Annotated in this window: 17 protein-coding genes and 3 tRNA genes; 9 read left to right on the forward strand and 11 right to left on the reverse strand. The window is 75.2% G+C overall.

The genetic code is table 11. The annotated features are described in order from the left end of the window. Positions 1-3: 3 nt before the first annotated feature. Together AFE02nite_RS13110 and AFE02nite_RS13115 are read left to right on the forward strand one after the other, a co-directional pair. Entirely contained in the window at positions 4-1,335 is a 1,332-nt protein-coding gene (locus AFE02nite_RS13110; protein WP_186814557.1) for a sensor histidine kinase, read from the forward strand. Next, the gene (locus AFE02nite_RS13115; RefSeq protein ID WP_034243772.1) at positions 1,332-1,958 is read left to right on the forward strand and encodes a response regulator; all 627 of its coding nucleotides are present in this window, start codon (positions 1,332-1,334) and stop codon (positions 1,956-1,958) included. The genes AFE02nite_RS13110 and AFE02nite_RS13115 overlap by 4 nt, the downstream gene beginning before the upstream one ends. Before the next feature lie 9 nt (positions 1,959-1,967). On the opposite strand, the gene AFE02nite_RS17465 is transcribed toward AFE02nite_RS13115, so the two are convergent. Continuing rightward, positions 1,968-2,570, reverse strand: a complete 603-nt coding sequence (locus AFE02nite_RS17465; protein ID WP_186814558.1) for a hypothetical protein — start codon at positions 2,568-2,570, stop codon at positions 1,968-1,970. A 144-nt stretch (positions 2,571-2,714) separates the two neighbouring features. On the opposite strand from AFE02nite_RS17465, the gene AFE02nite_RS13125 reads away from it, so the two are divergent. The 3 genes from AFE02nite_RS13125 to AFE02nite_RS17780 all read left to right on the forward strand — a co-directional run bounded on the left by AFE02nite_RS13125 (position 2,715) and on the right by AFE02nite_RS17780 (position 5,119). Continuing rightward, the gene (locus tag AFE02nite_RS13125; protein ID WP_034249594.1) at positions 2,715-3,737 is read left to right on the forward strand and encodes an adenosine deaminase; all 1,023 of its coding nucleotides are present in this window, start codon (positions 2,715-2,717) and stop codon (positions 3,735-3,737) included. Positions 3,738-3,800: 63 nt separating this feature from the next. Continuing rightward, positions 3,801-4,742, forward strand: coding sequence for a hypothetical protein (locus AFE02nite_RS17775; protein ID WP_261765615.1), 942 nt, complete (start codon positions 3,801-3,803; stop codon positions 4,740-4,742). Further along, complete coding sequence (locus AFE02nite_RS17780) at positions 4,739-5,119, forward strand: GntR family transcriptional regulator (RefSeq protein ID WP_034246043.1); 381 nt, start codon at positions 4,739-4,741, stop codon at positions 5,117-5,119. Before AFE02nite_RS17775 ends, AFE02nite_RS17780 begins: the two co-directional genes overlap by 4 nt. On the opposite strand, the gene AFE02nite_RS13135 is transcribed toward AFE02nite_RS17780, so the two are convergent. From AFE02nite_RS13135 to AFE02nite_RS13145, 3 genes are read right to left on the reverse strand one after another with little or no spacing between them, the layout of a single operon-like run. Then, positions 5,116-6,264: a UDP-N-acetylmuramate dehydrogenase gene (locus AFE02nite_RS13135; protein ID WP_034246040.1), complete on the reverse strand. Its 1,149-nt coding sequence runs from the start codon at positions 6,262-6,264 to the stop codon at positions 5,116-5,118. The genes AFE02nite_RS17780 and AFE02nite_RS13135 overlap by 4 nt on opposite strands. Then, a complete protein-coding gene (locus AFE02nite_RS13140; protein ID WP_034246037.1) occupies positions 6,251-7,516 on the reverse strand; it encodes an MFS transporter in 1,266 nt (421 codons plus the stop codon). The genes AFE02nite_RS13135 and AFE02nite_RS13140 overlap by 14 nt, the downstream gene beginning before the upstream one ends. Beyond that, on the reverse strand, positions 7,513-8,928 hold the full coding sequence (locus AFE02nite_RS13145) for an MFS transporter (RefSeq protein WP_146819795.1): 1,416 nt from the start codon (positions 8,926-8,928) through the stop codon (positions 7,513-7,515). Before AFE02nite_RS13145 ends, AFE02nite_RS13140 begins: the two co-directional genes overlap by 4 nt. 170 nt (positions 8,929-9,098) lie before the next feature. Here AFE02nite_RS13145 and AFE02nite_RS13150 point away from each other — a divergent pair, with 170 nt between their 5' ends. After that, positions 9,099-10,172 carry a LacI family DNA-binding transcriptional regulator gene (locus tag AFE02nite_RS13150; RefSeq protein ID WP_034246036.1) on the forward strand — a complete coding sequence of 358 codons (1,074 nt, stop codon included), beginning with the start codon at positions 9,099-9,101 and terminating at the stop codon, positions 10,170-10,172. Positions 10,173-10,175: 3 nt separating this feature from the next. Here AFE02nite_RS13150 and AFE02nite_RS13155 read toward each other — a convergent pair whose 3' ends face one another. From AFE02nite_RS13155 to AFE02nite_RS13180, 6 genes are all read right to left on the reverse strand, one after another. Continuing rightward, complete coding sequence (locus AFE02nite_RS13155; RefSeq protein ID WP_034246034.1) at positions 10,176-10,601, reverse strand: MaoC family dehydratase; 426 nt, start codon at positions 10,599-10,601, stop codon at positions 10,176-10,178. Further along, complete coding sequence (locus AFE02nite_RS13160; protein ID WP_034246032.1) at positions 10,598-11,047, reverse strand: FAS1-like dehydratase domain-containing protein; 450 nt, start codon at positions 11,045-11,047, stop codon at positions 10,598-10,600. The genes AFE02nite_RS13155 and AFE02nite_RS13160 overlap by 4 nt, the downstream gene beginning before the upstream one ends. 9 nt (positions 11,048-11,056) lie before the next feature. Next, on the reverse strand, positions 11,057-11,227 hold the full coding sequence (gene rpmG, locus AFE02nite_RS13165) for a 50S ribosomal protein L33 (RefSeq protein ID WP_034246031.1): 171 nt from the start codon (positions 11,225-11,227) through the stop codon (positions 11,057-11,059). Positions 11,228-11,302: 75 nt separating this feature from the next. Beyond that, positions 11,303-11,379 (reverse strand) — tRNA-Met (locus AFE02nite_RS13170). Between the two features lie 47 nt (positions 11,380-11,426). Further along, a tRNA-Thr gene (locus AFE02nite_RS13175) sits at positions 11,427-11,499 on the reverse strand. 430 nt (positions 11,500-11,929) lie between these two features. Continuing rightward, positions 11,930-12,013 (reverse strand) — tRNA-Tyr (locus AFE02nite_RS13180). Between the two features lie 111 nt (positions 12,014-12,124). Here AFE02nite_RS13180 and AFE02nite_RS13185 point away from each other — a divergent pair. Both AFE02nite_RS13185 and AFE02nite_RS13190 read left to right on the forward strand, forming a co-directional pair. Continuing rightward, positions 12,125-12,616, forward strand: coding sequence for a YajQ family cyclic di-GMP-binding protein (locus AFE02nite_RS13185; protein ID WP_034246029.1), 492 nt, complete (start codon positions 12,125-12,127; stop codon positions 12,614-12,616). Between the two features lie 11 nt (positions 12,617-12,627). Then, a complete protein-coding gene (locus AFE02nite_RS13190; protein WP_034246028.1) occupies positions 12,628-12,942 on the forward strand; it encodes a DUF523 domain-containing protein in 315 nt (104 codons plus the stop codon). Between the two features lie 13 nt (positions 12,943-12,955). Here AFE02nite_RS13190 and htpX read toward each other — a convergent pair whose 3' ends face one another. Beyond that, complete coding sequence (gene htpX, locus AFE02nite_RS13195) at positions 12,956-13,834, reverse strand: zinc metalloprotease HtpX (protein WP_034246026.1); 879 nt, start codon at positions 13,832-13,834, stop codon at positions 12,956-12,958. Between the two features lie 170 nt (positions 13,835-14,004). On the opposite strand from htpX, the gene AFE02nite_RS13200 reads away from it, so the two are divergent. Further along, positions 14,005-14,877 (forward strand): ABC transporter substrate-binding protein, encoded by an 873-nt coding sequence (locus AFE02nite_RS13200; RefSeq protein WP_034246024.1) that lies wholly within the window; start codon positions 14,005-14,007, stop codon positions 14,875-14,877. Positions 14,878-14,895 lie beyond the last annotated feature (18 nt).

The raw sequence follows: 14,895 nt of genomic DNA on the forward strand, positions 1-14,895 counted from the left end.
GCCATGGACCGCACGCTCCACACCTATCCGCCGCCCGGCCCGGCCACGACCCCGGTCCCGGGCGGGCCGGACTGGCGCAGCGACCGCGCAGCCTTCTGGGCACGGTCGCTGCGCGGCTGGGACGTCGCCTTCTACGCGCTGTGGGCGCTCGGCGTCGCGTCGTACCTGTTCGAGCGCCCGGAGGCGGGCCTCGGCCTGGGCATCGCGCTGGCGACGTTCGCGACCCTGCTCGTGGCGTACGTCGTCGTCGGGCGGCGGGCCGCGACGACCGGGAGCCGCCCGCTCGCCATGACCTACGTGGTCGTCATGATCGTGTGCGTGGGCGCCGTGGTCTCGGCGACGGAGACCGGCAGCCTGCTGCTCTTCATCGCGTACAGCCAGGTCTGGTACTTCGCGGAGACCCGCCGCCAGGGCGTGGTGCTCACGGTCCTCCTCACCGCCGTGGTGTTCGGGACCATCGCGGCCCAGTCGCCGTTCGACGACCTCTCCGACGCCGCGCCGCTCATCACGCAGGCGGGCATCGCGATCGCGTTCTCGGTGCTGCTGGGCCTGTGGGTGACCCAGGTCGCCGAGCAGAGCGAGGACAGGGCCGAGCTGCTCGCCCGGCTCGAGGAGGCGCAGGCGGAGGCCGCGGCCTCCCACCACGCCGCGGGCGTGCTGGCCGAGCGCGAGCGCATGGCCCAGGAGATCCACGACACGCTCGCCCAGGGCTTCACCAGCGTCGTCATGCTCGCCCAGACGGCCGCCGCGGACCTGCGTCGCGAGCGGCCCGACGACGCCGCGGCCCGCCTGGCGCTCATCGAGCGGACCGCGCGCGAGAACCTCGCGGAGGCGCGCGCGCTCGTCGCGGCGGCTGCACCGGTCGGCCTGGCCGAGTCCACGCTCACGGAGGCGCTCGAGCGCCTCGCGACCCGGTTCGGCGAGGAGACCGGCGTCGAGGTGCGGGTGGTGGCCGACCACGCCGCCCTCGCGGACCTCAGCCGCGAGCGCGAGGTCATCCTGCTGCGCGCCGCGCAGGAGGCCCTGTCGAACGTCCGGCGGCACGCAGGCGCCACCAGGGTCAGCCTGGTGCTCGGCGCGGCTCCCGACGGCGGCGTCAGCCTCGAGGTCGCCGACGACGGGCGCGGGATGGCGCCCGCAGCCGTGGAAGGCTTCGGGTTGCGCGGCATGCGCGAGCGGGTCACCACCGGGGGCGGCGCGCTCGCGGTGACGAGCGACGTCGGGCTCGGCACACGCGTCCAGGTGACCATGCCGGTGGGGGCCGAGGAGGCTGAGCCCGAGCCCGGCGAGGGCGACGACGCTCCCGCCGCCGGGGGCACGGAGGAGGTTCGGTGAGCGTTCGGGTGCTGGTGGTCGACGACCACCCGGTGGTGCGCGCCGGCATCGTCGGCCTGCTGGCGGGCGAGGCCGATCTCGACGTCGTCGGCGAGGCCGGTGACGGCGAGCAGGCGTGCGCGAGGGCGGCCGAGCTGACGCCGGACGTCGTGCTCATGGACCTGCGCATGCCGGTGCTCGACGGCGCGGCCGCGACCGCGCGGATCCTCGCCGAGGTGCCCACGGCGCGCGTCGTCGTCCTGACCACGTACGAGACGGATGCCGACATCCTGCGGGCCGTCGAGGCGGGCGCGACCGGCTACCTGCTCAAGGACACGCCTCGCGACGACCTCGTCGCCGCCGTGCGCGCCGTCGCGAGCGGTGAGACGGTGCTCGCGCCGTCGGTGGCCCGGCGGCTGGTGCGCGGGGTGCGCACGGCGGGCGAGCGCCTCACGCAACGCGAGCTCGACGTGCTCCGCGCGGTGGCGCGCGGGGGCAGCAACGTGCAGATCGGCGCGGAGCTGTTCATCAGCGAGGCGACGGTGAAGACGCACCTGCTGCGCATCTTCACCAAGTTCGGGGTGGACGACCGGACGCGCGCGGTGACCGTGGCGCTCGAGCGGGGCATCCTCACGACGCCGTGACCCGGCCGGTCAGCGGCCCCAGCCACCGTCCCAGCCACCCCAGCCGCCGTCCCAGCCGCCGTCCGGGCCGCTGCGACCGCCGTCGCGGCCGTCGCGATCTCGGTCCCGGTCGCGGTCCCGGTCGCCGTGGTGGTGACCGTCGTGGTCGGCGTCGGGGGCGGGCGGGGGCGGCGGTGCCGGAGCGGGCGGCGGCGGCGGCGCAGGCGCCGGAGACGGCGCCTGGGCCGGCGCGGGCGCTGCAGGCGCCGCTTGTGCCGCAGCCTCCTGCGCTGCGGCCTGCTCGGCAGCTGCCCGCGCCTCCGCCGCGCGCTCGGCGGCGACCCGGGCCGCCTCCTCCGCGGCGGCCTGCTCGGCCGCGACCCGCGCAGCCTCCGCCGCGGCCGCCTGCTCCGCGGCGATGCGCCGGCTCTCGCCGACCAGGTCCGCGCCCGCGGCCAGTCGCTCGGTCAGGGCCTCGCGGGCCTGCGTGTGCGCGGTCAGCTCTGCGGTGCGTTGGCCCGAGAGCACCGTGTCCGGGCCGCCGACGCCCGCCGCGCCGCTGATGAGCACCGCGGCGCTCCCGACGGCGACCGTGGCCGCGAGACCGGTGGCAAGCCTGAGTCGTCGATCCATGGTGTCCCCCTCACGGGCGCCCTCGCGGGCGCGCCATCGACCCACCCATGATGTGGGCGCCCGGCGGAGGCCGCCACCCGAACGGCCTCACGGCGCGACGGCCCCGCGGTGGGAGCCGGCCCGCGACGCTGGCAGACTCCTCGGGTGCGCGACCTTGCCCTCCTGCCCAAGGCGCACCTGCACCTGCACTTCACGGGCTCGATGCGGCCGGCGACCCTCGCGGCGCTGGCCAGCGCGCAGGGCGTCCGCCTGCCGCACGCGCTGCTCGACGCCGACCCGCTGCTCCTGCCGCCGGGCGACCGCGGCTGGTTCCGCTTCCAGCGCCTGTACGACTCGGCGCGCGCCTGCGTGCGGTCGGAGGCGGCGATGCGGCGGATCGTCGCCGAGGCCGCCGCGGACGACGCCGCGGAGGGCTCCGGGCGGCTCGAGATCCAGGTGGACCCGACGTCGTACGCGCCGTTCGTCGGCGGGCTCACGCCGGCGCTGGAGATCGTCCTCGACGAGGCGCGCCTGGCGAGCGCGCGCACAGGCGTCGAGGTCGGCGTCGTCGTGGCGGCGTCGCGGCTGCGGCACCCGCTCGAGGCACGGACCCTCGCCCGGCTGGCCGCGCACTACGCGGGCGACGGCCCGGGCGAGGTGGTCGGCTTCGGCCTGAGCAACGACGAGCGTCGCGGCGAGACCGACGAGTTCGCGCCGGCGTTCGCCCTGGCCCGACGCGCGGGCCTGGCGTCCGTGCCGCACGGCGGCGAGCTGCTGGGCCCGGACCACGTCGCCGAGATCCTCGCGCACCTGGCGCCGGACCGGCTGGGCCACGGCGTCCGCGCCGCCGAGGACCGCCGCGTGCTGGACGTGATCGTGGCCCAAGGGGTCGCGCTCGAGCTGTGCCCGGCGTCGAACGTGTCGCTGGGGGTGTTCGCCGAGCCCGGCCAGGTTCCGCTCGGCACGCTGCTCGAGGCGGGCGCCACCATCGCCCTGGGCGCGGACGACCCGCTGCTGTTCCGGTCGCGGCTGGTCGCGCAGTACGAGGTCGCCCGGCACGTGCACGGGGTCGACGACCCCGGGCTCGCAGCGATGGCGCGCTCGTCCATCCGGGCGTCGCGCGCGCCGGAGTCGACCAAGACCCGGCTGCTCGCGGGCGTCGACGCCTGGCTCGCCGGGCCCGCTTGACGCGGGCCCTCCGTCACGCCATTGTTGCAATGTCCTAGTACATTGCGTGATTCGAGGTGCTCAGTGTTCGGCGGCGTGATCGTCATCGTGGCCCTGGGGGGCCTGCTCCTCGTCGTCGTCGCCCTCGGGCTCGCCGCCGCCCTGAGCCGACAGCCGGTGCCGCCGCCCTCGGAGGCAGCTGAGGCGGCCCGGCGCCACGGAGTGCTCGTCTCGATCGCGGCGTGGGCGCTGCCGTCGATCGTCGGCCCGCTCCTGCTCCTCCAGCTGTCCGACCTGTACCTCCGATGGGGCGGCACCGGTGGCCCGGCGACCTGGAACGCGCTCCTCGTCGGCCTCTACCCCGCGCTCTTCGGACTCGGCTACCTCGGCGTGCACGCCATCGGGGAGCGCACGTGGCCCCGACCGGCCGGACCCGTGCGCCGGGCCGCGCTCGTGCACCGTCGGGTCTCCGACGTCGCGCCCCGCTGGCTACGCCGCACCGTCAACGGCCTCGCCGTGGCGACCGTCGTCGTGCTGGTCGTGTGCGGCGCGACGGGGGCCGACGACGGCCGCAGCATCACGACCTCGGCCTTCTCGGGGGACGCGTTCACCACGCGCAGCGCCAGCCCCTACCCCGGGTGGCACTTCGCTCTGCCACTGCTCGTCGCCGTCGTCCTCGTCGCGCTGGCCGCGGAGGGTGTGCTGCGGCTCGTCGCCCGCCGCCCCGCGATCGTCGACGCCGATCCGACCTACGACGCGGCCTCGCGCCGGCTGTCCGCGCACCGCGCGCTGCGCGGCGCCGTGCTCGTGATCGGCTGCTCCCTGGCGGGCGTCCTCGTCGTGGCCGGAACGGCGCTCCAGGGCGTCGAGCTCCGGCCGCTCGGGCTCGCCGCGGCGGTCCTGGGCGTCGTCGTCGGGCTGGGCTCGATCGTGGTCGCGGCGATCCCCGGCCGGGCAGCGGTCGCAGCGCCCGCCGCGGCGCGCGGCCCCGCGACCAGCCCGGCGAGCAGGAGCGCCGCAGCGTGACGTCGGCACCCGCGATCGAGGTCGACCTCGGCTCGAGCATCCCGCCGTACGAGCAGATCCGGCTCCAGGTCGTCGCGCACGTGTCCGCGGGGCACCTGCGCGCGGGCGACCGCCTGCCGACGATCCGCGCGCTCGCCGCCGACCTGGGCGTCGCCACGGGCACCGTGGCCCGGGCGTTCCGGGAGCTGGAGCAGTCCGGCGTCGTCGTCACGCGGCGCCGCACGGGGACCGTCGTGGCCGACGGCACGCCCGCACCCGACACCGCGGTGCAGGACGCCGCGGCCCGGTTCGTCGCCGTCGCCCGCGCAGCCGGCCTCGACGACGACGAGGCGCTCGCCGCCGTCCGGGGGGCGCTCCTGGGGACCCGGGAGGCCTAGAGGCGGACGCCCACCAGCACCGGCTCGGGCTCGAGCGTGACGCCGAACTGGTCACGGACGCCGTCGCGCACCTGGCGGGCGAGGGTGAGCAGGTCCGCCGTCGTGCCGGTGCCGCGGTTGGTGAGGGCGAGCGTGTGCTTGGTGGACAGGCTGACCGGGCCGGGCAGGCCGTAGCCGCGGCCGAAGCCCGCGTGCTCGATCAGCCAGGCGGCACTGGTCTTCACCAGCGACGGGTCCACGGCGCCGAGCGACGGTCCCGTGGTCACCTCCGGCAGGGGCGAGCGCACGGGGTAGCGGGGAGCGCCGTCGGGCAGCGTGTCCGCGAGGTCCATCGGGAGCACCGGGTTGGTGAAGAACGACCCGGCGCTCCACGTGTCGGGGTCCGCGCCGTCGAGCAGCATGCCCTTGCGGGCCCGCAGCCGACGCACGGCCTCGCGCACCTCGGCGAGCGGCGCGCGGCGCCCGACGGGCACGTCCAGCAGCGCGGCCAGCTCCGGGTACGCGATGGGCGCCGACAGCGTGCCGAGCCGCAGCTGGAAGCCCACCTCGAGCACCACGTAGCGCGGCGTCGGCGCCCAGCGGGACGGGCCGCCGTCGTCGTCGCGCAGGGAGCGCTTGAGCAGCGAGGTCCGGTACCCGAAGGCCAGCTCGCCGACGGCGAGCGTGCGCACCCGGGCCTGCTCGCGGTCCCACACGCGCACGGTCGAGACCACGCCGGCGACCTCCTGGCCGTACGCGCCGACGTTCTGCACGGGCGTCGCGCCGGTCGAACCGGGGATGCCCGTGAGCGCCTCGACGCCCACCCAGCCCTCGGCGACGCACCGCTCGACCACGTCCTCCCACGGCGTGCCCGCCGGCACCCGCAGGCTCGCGCCGCCGCAGCTGCCCACGTCCCCGTCGACGACGACGCCGGTGCGCACGTCGCGCACGACGGTCCCCGGGAAGCCGTCGTCGCCCACGACGAGGTTCGAGCCGCCGCCGATGACAAGCAGCGGCTCGCCGGCGTCGTCGGCCGCGCGGACCGCCGCGACGAGGGCCGCTTCTGTGTCCGCCTCGACGTACCGGGCGGCCGGCCCGCCGAGGCGCAGCGTCGTGAGGTCGGCGAGGCGTGGGGCGTTCACGCCACCCAGGCTAGTTGGCCGCATCCGTCGCTCCGGCGGCGTCCGGCACGCCGGGCTGCGGCAGCGCCTGCGGGAGCGGGCGGGTGACGCCCATGAGCAGCAGGCTGACGGCCGTCGGGACGGCGACCGCGAGCAGGGCCTCGCGGTAGCCCACGTGGTCGGCGAGGAAGCCGAGCAGCGGCGGCCCCGCGAGGAAGGCGGTGTACCCGAGCGTCGAGACGACGGCGATGCGGCCGGGCGCGCGCCGCGGGTCGTCCGCGGCGGCGCTCATGCCCACCGGGAAGCCGAGCGCCGCACCGGCGCCCCAGACCAGCACGCCCGCGAACGCGAGCGGCAGGACCGGCGCCAGGCCGAAGACGAGCAGGCCGGCGAAGGCCAGGCCGGCCGTGATGCGCAGCGTGGTCACGCGGCCGAACCGGTCCAGCAGCACGGTGCCGAGCAGGCGCATCGTCGTCATGGCGGTGACGAACACGGCGAACGCCGTCGCGCCCATCGCCTCCGGCGCGTCGAAGCCGTCGACGACCGCGAGGCTGAGCCAGTCGTTCGCCGAGCCCTCTGCGAGCGCGGCGGCCAGCACCACGAGACCGATGAGCACGGTGCGCCGCTCGCCCCAGGCACGGAAGACGCTGCCCTGGCCGCTGCCGGCGGACCCGGCCTCGGCACCGTCGGCGTGGGCCGCGTGGGTGCCCTCTGGCAGGAAGCTGCGGGCCGCGACGAGCACGGCCACGAGCACGGCCACGAGCACCACCGACAGGTGGACGCCGAGCGGGACGCCGAGCGCCGAGGCGCCCGCGCCGATGGCCGCGCCGCCCATCGTCCCGAACGAGAAGCCCGCGTGGTACCGCGGCATGACGGCGCGGCCGAGCCGCTGCTCGACGGCGGCACCCTCGAGGTTCATCGCCGCGTCCCAGACGGCGGTGCCCACGCCGTACGCGAAGAGGCCGACCGCGGTCAGCCACTGCGCGTGGATGCTGACCGCGCCCACGGCCGTGAGCAGGCCGATCACGGCGGTGGACCCGGTGACCTGGACGGTCCGCGTCGCGCCGAGGCGCTGCACGACGACGCCCGAGAGCGGCAGCGCGACGACCGAGCCCGCGGCGAGCGACAGCAGGAGCACGCCCATCTGCGCGGGCGTCAGGCCGAGCGCGTCGCGGACCGTCGGCAGGCGCGACGCCCAGCCGGAGAACGCGAAGCCGGACAGGAAGAAGACCGCGAACACCGCCCACGACGCGCGGCGCAGGGCCGCCGGGACGGCGGCCGGGGCGCCCGCGGTCACCGGACGAGCTCCGGGGCGACGGGTGCCGCGCCCACGCCGAGCGCGTCGGACTCGAGGTCGATCGACGCGACCATGGCGACGGCGGCCAGCTCGGTGGCGCTCGTGGGCATCGCGTGCGGCTCCTGGGCGTCGGGCTCGGCCGGCTCCGTCGCGTCCGCGCCGACGGTGCGGGCCAGCAGGATCGCGACGACGAACCCGCCGACGATGAGGACGAGCGCGTGCCGCACGCCCATGGTCTCAGCAGCGGCGCCGAGCAGGGGCGGCGCGACGATCGAGGCGGTCGAGCCGAAGGTCGACAGCACCGAGACGCGGCCCGCCATCCGCAGGCGGTCGCCCGAGACGGCGGCGACGCCGATCGGGAAGACGAGGCCGGCGCCCAGGCCCCAGCCCACCGCACCGACGACGGCCGTCGTGAGCGACGGGCCGAGCGAGAAGAGCAGGAGGCCGACCAGCGAGGACGCGCTCGAGGCGACCAGGACGGCGACGCGTCCGTACCGGTCGATCACCCGCGTCCCGACCAGGCGCGCGAGCGTCATCGCGCCGGTGAACACGCCGAAGACGATGGCGGCCATCGCCTCGGTCTGCTCGAAGCCCTCGACGACGGCGACGGTGAGCCAGTTGTTCGCCGATCCCTCCGACAGGATGCCGGTCATCACGATCACGCCGATGACGAGCGTCCGGCGCTCGCGCCAGGCGCCGAGCGCGGTCCGCATCCCGCCGCCGGGGCCGGACCCGGCGGCGGCCGCCGCGAGCTCCGCGGGCACCGGCAGCACGGCGCGGGGCACGACGACGACGCGGAAGACCAGCGTGCCCAGCGACAGCGCGAGGAAGTGCGCGAAGACGGGCACGCCCGCCCACGACGCCGCGGCGCCGAGCAGCGAGCCGGTCACGCTGCCGATGGAGAAGGCGGCGTGGAACTGCGGCACCACGGAGCGGCCCATGCCGCGCTCGATGACCACGGACTCGAGGTTGAGCGGCACGTTCGCGACGGCGTAGGACGAGCTCGAGATGAGGATGCCGACGGCGAGGACCAGGGTGCTGCCGATGGTGGGGCCCAGCCCGACCAGCACGTTCGCGAACGAGAACATCACGGCGCCGATGACCAGGCCGTTGCGGCTGCCCCAGCGGTTGGTGAGCGCGCCGGCCGCCAGCACCATCGCGAGCGAGCCCACCGAGCCGACGACGAGCACCGAGCCCAGCTCGGCCGCCGAGAGGTCGAGCATGTGCTTGATCGATGGCAGGCGCGACAGCCACGTGGCGACGGCGATGCCGGTGACGAAGTACAGGGCGATCAGCGCGCGGCGGGCGTGCAGCACCTCGTCCGGCACGGCCGCGTCGCGGGTCGGGCGGGGCCGGGGGTTCGGGTGGAGTCGGTCGGCGGGGCGTGGCCGGGCGTCGGGGCGGGCAGACATGGGTGGGCGCTCGTTCGTGTGGTCTCGTCTGGTTCGGCCGGTGAACGTCGGTCTTTGCCCCTGCGCTACCTGCTCTTGGGGAACGCTCGAATCGTTTCGAGGCCGGTCCCACCAGTGTGCCGATAGGCTGCCGCCAGAGTCAAACGGCTTTCCTACCGGGGCAGGGTGATATGTCGCAGGGTCGACCCACGCTCGCGGACGTCGCGTCCGCCGCAGGCGTCTCCGTGTCCACGGCCTCCCTGGCCTTCTCAGGAGCCGGCCCGATCGCCACCGAGACCCGCGCCAAGGTGCACGAGGCCGCCCAGCGGCTCGGGTACGCCGGGCCCAACCCGCTCGGGCGCTCGCTGCGCAGCGGCCGGTCCGGCATCGTCGGCGTGGTCATCGGTGACCAGCTGCGCCGCAGCTTCCGCGACCCGGTGTCGGTGCAGGTCCTGGACGGCCTGGTCAGCACGCTCGGGCCGCTCGGCCTCGGCGTCCTGCTCATCCCCGCCCTGGACCCCGACCGCGACCCGACGGAGTCCGCCGAGCTCGACCCGCTCCTCGCGTCCGCGCCCATGGACGTCGCGGTCCTCATCTGGGGCGCCCGCCGCGAGGACGCCACCCTCGAGGCCCTGCAGCGCCGCGGGGTGCCCGTGGTCATCGGCGAGGGCCCCGAGATCGAGGGGGCCGCCGTCGTCGGCATCGCCGACCAGCAGGGCACCGCCGACCTCGCGCGCTACCTCACGGGCCTGGGCCACACGCGGATCGCGACCGTGACCCTGCCGCTGTGCCACCCCCGGCAGACCGGCATCCCGACGCCGGACCGGCTCGCCCGCCTCGACTGGGCCCCCGCGCGGCACCGCCTGCAGGGCCTGGCCGACGCCGGCGTAGAGCCCACCGTCATCGTCGAGGCCTCCGCGTCGCTCGTCGAGGACGGCCGCGCGGCCGGCCACCTCGTCCTCGACGTGCCCGAGCCGCCGACGGCCGTCATCGCCCAGTCGGACCTGCTCGCGGCCGGCGTGCTGCTCGCCGCGCGCGAGCTCGGGCTGCGCGTGCCGGAGGACGTGTCGGTCGCCGGCTTCGACGGCCTGGACCTGCCCTGGCTCTCCCCCGACGTCCTGACGACCGTCGCCCAGCCGCTGAGCGCGAAGGGCGAGGCGATCGGGCACGCCGTCGCGCAGGTGCTGGCCGGGGAGGTGCCCCCGCCCGTCCGCCTGGACGTGGAGCTGCGCGTCGGCACGACGACGGGCCCGCCCCGCACCTGAGCGCTAGAGGCGGACGACCGCCTGGGCCTTGGCGAGGACCTTCGCGCCCTCGAACGTGACCGTGAGGTCGACGCGGACCGTGCCGGCCTCGGCGTCGATCGCGCCGACGACCCCCGTGACCTCGACGAGCGCCTCGCCCGGGTCCGGCACGGGCACGGGGCGCGAGAACCGCACGCCGTAGTCGACGATCGCACCCGGGTCGCCGGTCCAGTCGGTCACGACGTTGACGGCCTGGCCCATGGTGAACATGCCGTGCGCGATGACGCCGGGCAGGCCCACCTCGCGCGCGAAGCGCTCGTTCCAGTGGATCGGGTTCCGGTCGCCGCTGGCGCCGGCGTAGTGCACGAGGTGCGCGCGGGTGACGGTGACCGTCCGGGCGCCGATCTGCTGCCCGACCTCGAGGTCGCCGATCGCGGGGCGCGCGCTCATGCGTCGGCCCCCCGGACGGCCAGCGTCGAGACGACGGTGGCGAGCCGGGCGCCGTCGGCGGCGGCCAGCTCGCAGCGCGTGGTGACCATCGCCAGGCCGGCGCGCTCGGTGATCGAGTCGACGTGCAGGACGGTGACGACCTCGTCACCGGCGTGCAGCGGGCGGTGGTGCGTGAAGCGCTCCTCGGCGTGCACGACGCGCGAGAAGTCGATGCCGGCCGCGGGGTCCTCGATGAGCTGAGCCTCGGCACGCTGCGCGATCACCACCGCGAACGTCGGCGGGGCGACCACGTCGGGGTGGCCCAGCGCACGGGCAGCCTCGACGTCGTGGTGTGCGGGGTGGTCAGCGCCGACGGCGCGCGCGAAGTCCCTCAGGTGCTCCCGCCCGACGACGTATGGCGCCGTGGGCGGGTACTCGCGGCCCGCGTACTCGAGGTTGACCCCCACGAGCGAAGGTCAGCGGGTCTCGCGGTGCGCGGTGTGCTTGCCGCAGCGCGGGCAGAACTTCTTCAGCTCGAGCCGGTCGGGGTCGTTCCGACGGTTCTTCTTGGTGATGTAGTTCCGCTCCTTGCAGTCCACGCAGGCGAGCGTGATCTTCGGGCGGACGTCCTGGGTCTTGCTGGCCACTTCTGTGCCACCTCTCGCGTGCTGAGCGCAGTGCTCTGCCGGTTCGTCCCGCGCGCCGGGCCGGCGCGCCACTACTGGTAGCGGGAGCGGGGCTCGAACCCGCGACCTCACGATTATGAGTCGTGCGCTCTGACCAACTGAGCTACCCCGCCATTCCAGGGCCTGACCCGACGGGGACCGCCGGGCCGGGCACCAGGAGAGCCCCGAAAGGGAATCGAACCCTTGACCTTCTCCTTACCATGGAGACGCTCTGCCGACTGAGCTATCGGGGCGGCCTGGCTAGGGTACACGGGCGCCGACGCGCCTGCGAAATCCTTGACACCCCGGCCTCGGGGCCGCCGCGACCGGTAGCCGACCGGCCAGGCCGTCGGTCGGGCCCTCCGGCCCGGGTCTGGCCGGGTCGCTCCGGCCAGAATTGGATGACGGCGCCGCCCGGGTGACGAGACCTGCGGGCGGCGCCGTCGTCTTGGAGGGTTCACGGGCTCTCCTCGCATCGATGCGAGTGACCCGCGTGCCATGGCGCTCGCCCCCACGGTAAGCAGGGGCACTGGACCGTTCCAGGGGCGAACGTCCCGAAGCGGACACGATTCAGCACCGCCGGGGTCTCGACGGACGCGCGGGCGGCCGCTCGCCGCACCCGGGCGCCGGAGACACGACAGGCCGGACCCTGTGGGTCCGGCCTGGTGGGACGTCGGTGACGTCTGGTGGCAGGTGAGGGATTCGAACCCCCGTAGCTCTCGCAGCTGATTTACAGTCAGCCCCCTTTGGCCGCTCGGGTAACCTGCCGGGGTCGTGCGGATGGAAGGATAGCAACTCGCGAGGGTGCTCCGGACCACGGCCGCCGCCCGGGTCGACCGGGGCCGCCCGCGACCGCACCGCCACAGCCCAGGAGGACACATGGCCGACTCGTCGTTCGACGTCGTGAGCAAGGTCGACCGGCAGGAGGTCGACAACGCGCTGAACCAGGCGGTGAAGGAGGTCGCGCAGCGCTACGACTTCAAGGGCGTCGGCGCCTCGATCGCCTGGAGCGGCGAGAAGCTCGTGGTGATGACCGCGAACTCCCCCGAGCGCGCGAAGGCCGTCCTCGACGTCTTCGAGACCAAGCTCGTCAAGCGCGGCATCTCGCTGAAGTCGCTGGACGTCGGCGAGCCGAAGCAGTCCGGCAAGGAGTACCGCCTCGAGGCCGCCATCAAGGAGGGCCTGAGCACCGAGAACGCCAAGAAGATCGCGAAGATCGTGCGCGACGAGGGCCCCAAGGGCGTGAAGACGCAGATCACCGGCGACGAGCTGCGCGTCTCGGCGAAGTCCCGCGACGACCTCCAGGCCGTGATCGCCCTGCTCAAGGGCTCGGACCTGGACGTCGCGCTCCAGTTCGTCAACTACCGCTGAGGCCGCTGGCGGTGGACCGGCCCCCGCTGCTGGTCAGCGCGTGCCTGGCCGGCGCGGCGTGCCGGTACGACGGCGGCGCGCTGCCCGACGGCGAGGACTGCACGGACGCCTTCCGTCGGGGCGCGGAGCTGGTCGCGGCCGAGGCCGTCGCGCAGGGCGTCCGGGCCGCCGTCCTGCAGGCCCGCAGCCCGTCGTGCGGGACGGGCGCGATCCACGACGGCGCCTTCGCCGGCCGGGTGGTCCCCGGCGACGGCGTGCTCACCGCGGCCCTCCTGCGGGCGGGCGTGAGCGTCGAGGCCCGGCGCGGGGTGCTGCCCGGGCCGTGACGGTCACCGCCGGTCAGTGGCGGGCGATGCCGCCCTGCTGGTCGGACAGCTGCTGCAGCCGGCGGATCCGCTCCTGCATCGGCGGGTGCGTCGCGAACAGCGAGCTCATGCCACCGGCCCGGAACGGGTTGGCGATCATCAGGTGCGAGACGTCGACCAGGTCGCGGTTCGGCGGCAGCGGCGCGCGCTGCGTGCCGCGCTCGAGCTTCGCGAGTGCGCTGGCCAGGGCGAGCGGGTCGCCGGTGAGCCGGGCGCCGTCCTCGTCGGCGTCATACTCCCGGGTGCGGCTGATCGCGAGCTGGATGAGCACCGCCGCGATGGGGGCGAGGAACGCCATCGCGATCATCGCGAGCGGGTTCCCGCCGCCGCGGCGGTCGTCCCCGCCGCCGAAGAACATGAGGAACTGCGCGACCGACGTGATCATGCCCGCGAACGCGGCCGCCACCGACGACGTGAGGATGTCGCGGTTGTAGACGTGCATGAGCTCGTGGCCGAGCACGCCGCGCAGCTCGCGCTCGTCGAGGATCGCGAGGATGCCCTCGGTGCAGCACACAGCGGCGTTGCGGGGGTTCCGGCCGGTCGCGAAGGCGTTCGGCGCGGCCGTCGGCGAGACGTACAGCCGCGGCATCGGCTGCTGCGCCGCCGTGGAGAGCTCGCGCACGATCCGGTACATCGCCGGCTGCTCGATCTCGCTCACCGGCCGGGCGCGCATGGCGCGGATCGCCAGCTTGTCGGAGTTCCAGTAGCCGTACGCGGTCCCGAGGACGCCCAGCCCGGCGAACAGCCACAGGTACTCCCCGCCGTTGATGACGGAACCCAACCCGATCATCAGCGCCCACAGGACGCCGAAGAGCGCGGCCGTCTTGAGCCCGTTGAAGTACCGCCGTCCCACCGGTGCGCTTCCCTTCCCTCGTCCTGCCTGGTCAACGCACGTGAGCTCGGCTCGGTTCCCGCGGACACCTCGCCGCGGGCCCCTGCCGTTCCCGTACGCTGTGGCCGCTGCGCGGTGCCCACCGACGTGCGCCGCGCCCCAGCGTTCCCCCACACAGTCGGAGGCCCTCGATGCGCATCTCCCACGCCGCCACCCGCTCCGCCCGGACGCTCGCCGGCGCCGCCGTCCTCGCCCTGGGCGCCACGATGCTCGTGGCCTGCGCACCCGAGGAGGCCGACGACGCCGCGGAGGGCGACGCGGGCGACGGCGCGCTGCCGACGCTGACCGACGGCGTGCTCACGATCGGCACCTCCGACCCGGCGTACGAGCCGTGGATGGTGGACAACGACCCGACCAACGGCGAGGGCTACGAGTCCGCCGTCGCCTACGCGGTGGCCGCTGAGCTCGGCTTCGCGGCCGAGGACGTCGAGTGGGTCCGCGTGAGCTTCGACCAGATCATCGCGCCGGGCGAGAAGTCGTTCGACTTCGCGATCAACCAGGTCTCCATCAGCGACGAGCGCCGCGAGAACCTCGACTTCTCCTCGAGCTACTACGACACGGCGCAGGCCGTCGTGACCATCGGCTCGAGCCCGGCCGCGGACGCCACGTCGCTCGCCGAGCTCGCGGAGCTGCGCATCGGCGCCATGGTCGGCACCACGAGCGCCACGGTCGCCGCCGAGTCGATCGCGCCGAGCACCGACGTCCAGCTGTTCAACGACAACGACCAGGTCAAGCAGGCCCTGACGTCCGGCCTGGTGGACGCGATCGTGGTCGACCTGCCGACCGCCCTGTACATCACGGCCGCGGAGCTCGAGGACGGCGTGCTCGTCGGCCAGCTGCCGGCGGGCGAGAACCCGGACCAGTTCGGCCTGGTGCTCGACAAGGGCAGCGCGCTCACCGCCGCGGTCTCGGCCGCCGTCGACGCGCTCCGCGAGAACGGCACCCTCGCCGACCTCGAGGCGCAGTGGCTGACCGACGCCGCCGGCGCGCCCGTCCTCGACTGAGCCCCGAGCCCTCCCGGC

The organism is Actinotalea fermentans, assembly GCF_007991475.1.
Classification (GTDB): Bacteria; Actinomycetota; Actinomycetes; order Actinomycetales; family Cellulomonadaceae; genus Actinotalea; species Actinotalea fermentans.